Raw genomic sequence first — 2244 nt, 5'->3', positions numbered from 1 at the left:
TCCGACGTCTTGTCAAAGACTATGAACGTTATGCCGAAACACTCGCAGGACTTCACGTCGTTGCCTTCGCATGCCTCATGATGAAACAGGCTGCCGCACTCGCCACAGGTTCATAACAGCCTCTAGGCAAGTTGGACTATCCAGAAGTCAGACTGCTCCGCCTCCTGAGCGTGCGAGGCGAGGCACTCGACGATCAGGTTCGGCGCGTTGCAAGAGTATTGGCGCAGAAAGGCGAGCGCCAAGTCAATTTATGGGCGCTGTACGACCTGCTGAGTGGCGATGTGGACGAGGCCAAGGCCGCACGCATCGCGATCGCGCATGATTTCTATAGCGTCAAGCAACAAGACAAAGCGGGGAACCCATGACGAACGGTGCAATCGTGCTACCTAAATTCCTTCAGATTCACTTTTTGGCGGCATGGCCGGGCGCGCTTCTTAATCGTGACGATGCAGGTTTGGCGAAGCAACTTCCCTTCGGGAACGCAATGCGGACCCGGATTTCATCGCAATGCCTCAAACGGCATTGGCGCACCGCCGACGATCCGCGTGCGCTCTCTGCGCTTGCTGAGGAGAATGGCGTCGAGGGTGTTCGCTCCAAGATCGCTATCGAGCGTGAGGTCATCGCACCATTAAAGGGCGACTTCGATGCCGACGCGATCGATGTGGTCCAACTGGCGTTCCTCAGCAAATTTTATGGCAAGGAAGCCAAGGACCCGAAAAAACGTCAGGCACTGCTCTTTGGTCGGCCCGAACTGACTTGGCTTCGTGAACAGGCCAAACGGCTGTTGATCGAAAACCCGAACCTGGCGGCATTGAAAACCGCCGTGGAGGCATGGATCAAGGAGGAACGGAGCAACCTTAACCAGTTGCACGGCCAGAACGTGCTCTCGGCTTCGCTCGAAGCGGCATTGTTCGGACGTATGGTGACGAGCGACACAAAAGCCAATCGCGACGCAGCGATTCATGTCGCTCATGCAATGACGGTGCATCCCGAACAAACCGAGCAAGACTATTTCACCGTAGTCGACGACTTGCGTAGCGACGATCAGGGCGACGACGCCGGGGCCGCCGGCATCTTCGACACGCAACTGACGTCGGGCCTCTACTACGGCTATGTCGTGGTCGACGTACCGCTGTTGGTATCGAACCTGACCGGTTGTGCGCGCAGCGACTGGGCCGGCGATCACGACCGCGATCTCGCCGCGCAGGTCGTTGAACACCTCGTCTACCTGATCGCCGAAGTGACGCCCGGCGCGAAGAAGGGATCGACCGCCCCCTACAGCCGGGCGGAACTGGTGCTGATCGAGGCGGGCGATCGCCAGCCGCGTACGCTGGCCAACGCCTTCCGCGACGCGGTGCTGCTGGTCGAGAAGAACAGCAATGCCTCGCTTGGCATGCGGACCGCCGGCAAGATGACCGGCTGGCTCGCCGCGCTCGACAAGATGTACGAAACCGGTGAGGAACGCCATCAGGCCGCCATGCCCGATCTCGTCCTCGACGGCGTGCCGAACCACAGCCTGCGCGAACTGGCCGACTGGGCCGGTGGCGTCGTGCGCAAAGCGTCGTTGTAAGGCGCCGGGGCGTGAGGCATCTGCTTCTCGATCTCGACGCGCCGCTGATGAGTTTCGGCGGCGATCTGGTTGATGCGTACGGGGTGGTGCGCGATTTTCCCGCCAAGTCGATGCTGGCCGGGCTGCTCGCCAACGCGCTCGGCTGGGAACGGCATGATGCGGCGGCGCATGCCGCCTTGCAGGAGCGGATCGTGATGGGGTCGGTGCGGGTCGTCGCCGGACAACGGCTGCGCGAGTTCCAGACCGCGCAACTGGGCGCGAACGATCGCGGCTGGACGACGCGCGGCCGGGTGGAGGGTCGTGCGGGCGGTGCGGCGACCTATAACGCGCCGCACATCCGCTATCGCGACATGGATGCCGACGCCCGCGTCCTGATCGCCTTCCGGCTGACCCCGGCGGAGGTCGCGCCCGACCTCGACACGCTGCGGGCAGCGCTCGACCGGCCCGAACGCCCGCTGTTCATCGGCCGCAAGCCATTCGTGCCGTCACGACCTCTGGTGCTGGACATCGTCGACGCGGCGACGATCCCCGCCGCGCTGGTAGACGGGCTAGAGCAGATTCCGTTCAGTACGCATCGTATCCGGCAGCGGCGAAGTAGTTGGCGCACTCAGCGGGCGTGTAGGTGTCGATGGCGGCGCCGATGGCGCGGGACAGGTCGTCGACGGTGCGCGCAG

The 2244-nt window shown here is 62.8% G+C and carries 3 protein-coding genes and 1 pseudogene; all 4 read left to right on the top strand.

All coding sequences use genetic code 11. From position 1 onward, the window contains the following. Positions 1–116: pseudogene (locus tag LRA89_RS20410) on the top strand (IS5/IS1182 family transposase); the annotation flags it as partial. Positions 117–218: 102 nt separating this feature from the next. After that, complete coding sequence (locus tag LRA89_RS20405; protein ID WP_230772842.1) at positions 219–365, top strand: hypothetical protein; 147 nt, start codon at positions 219–221, stop codon at positions 363–365. Then, complete coding sequence (gene cas7e / locus LRA89_RS20400) at positions 362–1570, top strand: type I-E CRISPR-associated protein Cas7/Cse4/CasC (protein WP_230772841.1); 1209 nt, start codon at positions 362–364, stop codon at positions 1568–1570. Before LRA89_RS20405 ends, cas7e begins: the two co-directional genes overlap by 4 nt. Before the next feature lie 11 nt (positions 1571–1581). Then, positions 1582–2244: type I-E CRISPR-associated protein Cas5/CasD (gene cas5e, locus LRA89_RS20395; protein ID WP_443025024.1), on the top strand; the 663-nt coding region annotated here is incomplete at its 3' end.

Source organism: Sphingomonas sp. Leaf4 (genome assembly GCF_920939515.1).
Classification (GTDB): domain Bacteria; phylum Pseudomonadota; class Alphaproteobacteria; order Sphingomonadales; family Sphingomonadaceae; genus Sphingomonas.
The sequence above is the reverse complement of the archived record's forward strand: the minus strand, read 5'-3'. Positions and strand labels throughout refer to the sequence as shown.